The organism is Mesorhizobium sp. M2A.F.Ca.ET.067.02.1.1, assembly GCF_004023285.1.
Lineage (GTDB): Bacteria > Pseudomonadota > Alphaproteobacteria > Rhizobiales > Rhizobiaceae > Mesorhizobium.
On sequence record NZ_RZSB01000880.1, the window covers coordinates 1 to 2,246 of the forward strand.

Here is a 2,246-nt window from a genome sequence, read left to right on the forward strand (position 1 = left end):
TTCGTAGCCTATCTCCGCCGCGATGCTGGCGACGTTGCTGTTGCCGGTGCTGAGCAGCTCCGAGGCGATCTGCATGCGCCATTTGGCGAGATAATGCATCGGTGGCATGCCGACGACTTTGGTGAAGCGCTCCGCAAGCACCGTGCGCGACAAAGCGGACTCCTTGGCCAGCGCCTCCACCGTCCAATTGTGGGCCGGCCGGTCGTGGATCAGCGCCAGCGCCTTCGACAGCTGCGGATCGCGCAGGCCCGCCAGCCAGCCGGTCTGCTGCGGCGGCAGCGATTCCACATAGCGGCGCAACACGTCAACGAACATCAGTTCGCTGAGCTTGGTAAGCACCGTTTCGCTGCCGGCCCGCTTCTCGGCCACTTCCGAGACCGCCAATCTGATGAACTGGCCGAGCCAGCCGGCATCGCCTTTGACGTCGCCGGCCTTGATGACGGGCGGCAGCGCCTCCAGCAGTGGATTGAAGGGCAGGGCATGGCAGGCGAGATAGCCGCAGACCAGCCTCGCCGACAGCGATCCGTCCTTGACGTAGTTGATCGGGAAAGGCGTTTGGCTTGCGGCCGCGATCTGCAGCACGTCCGCCGTCGGCGGGTCGGCCCTCAAATCGGGCGTGCTCGACATGATATGCGGGTCGCTGTGGGTGAAGACCACGACCTCGCCGGCCTCCACCGGGATCGCCTCCTGCCCGATAATGCGGGCAAAGCAGCGGCCCGCCGTGAGCACGTGATAGGAAATCAGGTGGTCCGCGCCCGGCAGTATCCTCGGCAATATCGAGGCGGGTGCCGGCGAGCAGACCGCCCACGGATCCTGGGCCTCGATGTCGAAAAACGTCGCACCGGTGAGGCGCACCGTTTTCAAAAGGTCAGACAGAGCGTCTCCGGCCATTTCACCCATGTCCCGCTAAGCCAGTTGCGCGACTTCCATTCGAGTTCCGGACGCGCTGTCAACTAACGCGGACGCCCCATCATTCCGTCCCAGGTGGGAAGCTTTAAACCCCAACCGGCGTCAGGAGCTGTCTTCTGTTGCACGCTCTGCGCAATCGAACGCAACGAAAGAAAAGGACTAAAGTCATGACGGTACATAAGGGCGGGTGTTTTTGCGGCGCCGTGGAAATTGAAGTCCACGGAAACGCGGAGGCAATGGGCTATTGCCATTGCAGTTCCTGCCGTTCCTGGTCGGCGTCTCCCGTGAACGCCTTCACGCTGTGGAAGCCTCAGAACGTCAAGGTCACCAAGGGGGCGGAGTTTCTCTCAGGTTTCAAGAAGTCCGAGATGAGCGACCGCCAGTTCTGCACGAAATGCGGCGGCCATTTGATGACGGACCATCCGCCGCTCGGACTGGTCGACGTCTATGCGGCCACCATACCGACGGTGGAATTCGCGCCGGGGGTCCATGTCAATTACGCCGAGACGGTCCTGCCGATGAAGGACGGGCTGCCGAAGCTGAAGGACTTTCCCGCCGAGCTCGGCGGCTCCGGGATCGCGGTCCCGGAATAGGTCCGGACGATGGTCGACGACTTCAAGCAACCGCAATTCACGACAGGAGAACAGCAATGGATATCGCGACGTTTCGCGCCACGCAGGAGCCGATCAAGGATCTTTATCGCAAGGATGCGCGGGCCGCGCTTCTTACCTTGAAGGCGAAGGGCAGCGCCGACGACTCAAAGGTGACCTGCAAGGTCGAAACCGGGCGCGGGCTTGCGCTGGCCGGCATTCATCCGAAGGCCGGCGGCAGCGGCCAGGAGCTTTGCTCCGGCGACATGCTGCTGGAGGCGCTGATCGCCTGCGCCGGCGTCTCGATGCGGGCGGCCGCGGCCGTGCTCGAGATTCCGATCAAGTCGGCGGAAATCTCCGCCGAGGGCGATGTCGATCTTCGCGGCACGCTCGGCGTCACCGAGGGGGTGTCGGTCGGCTTCAAGGAAATCCGCCTGCGCTTCGACATCGAGTCGGATGTCGAGCAAAGCCGGCTGACCCAACTCATGGAGCTCACCGATCGCTACTGCGTGATCTTCCAGACCATCCAGCACAGCCCGAAGACCTTCGTGAAACTCAACAGGGTGGTCTCGTGACACTTTGCCCGGAACCGAGATCCTGGCGGGCAGTTTCGAGCTCGGCCTGAGCGCGGCTTTCCGCGCCAGGCCTATCCTTTCACATGCCCCGTCGCCTCGACGATTTTGCCGGAGCGGCGTGCGCAGCGCTGGCGCTGCTGGTCGAATCTTCGCTGGAAGGCCTTATGGTGAT

3 protein-coding genes are annotated in these 2,246 nt (G+C 63.0%); 2 read left to right on the top strand and 1 reads right to left on the bottom strand.

The window, feature by feature from the left end:
- Window positions 1-891 (bottom strand): AraC family transcriptional regulator (locus EOA28_RS33155; protein ID WP_189342337.1); only part of this gene is annotated, 891 nt, incomplete at its 3' end.
- Window positions 892-1,076: 185 nt separating this feature from the next.
- On the opposite strand from EOA28_RS33155, the gene EOA28_RS33160 reads away from it, so the two are divergent.
- Both EOA28_RS33160 and EOA28_RS33165 read left to right on the top strand, forming a co-directional pair.
- Window positions 1,077-1,502, top strand: coding sequence for a GFA family protein (locus EOA28_RS33160; RefSeq protein ID WP_127253954.1), 426 nt, complete (start codon window positions 1,077-1,079; stop codon window positions 1,500-1,502).
- Between the two features lie 56 nt (window positions 1,503-1,558).
- A complete protein-coding gene (locus EOA28_RS33165; protein ID WP_127386131.1) occupies window positions 1,559-2,074 on the top strand; it encodes an OsmC family protein in 516 nt (171 codons plus the stop codon).
- Window positions 2,075-2,246: the final 172 nt, after the last annotated feature.

Bases quoted from the DNA above. Each gene is read 5' to 3' on its own strand.
- EOA28_RS33160 (WP_127253954.1), top strand. From the start codon at position 1,077: ATGACGGTACATAAGGGCGGGTGTTTTTGCGGCGCCGTGGAAATTGAA.
- EOA28_RS33165 (WP_127386131.1), top strand. From the start codon at position 1,559: ATGGATATCGCGACGTTTCGCGCCACGCAGGAGCCGATCAAGGATCTT.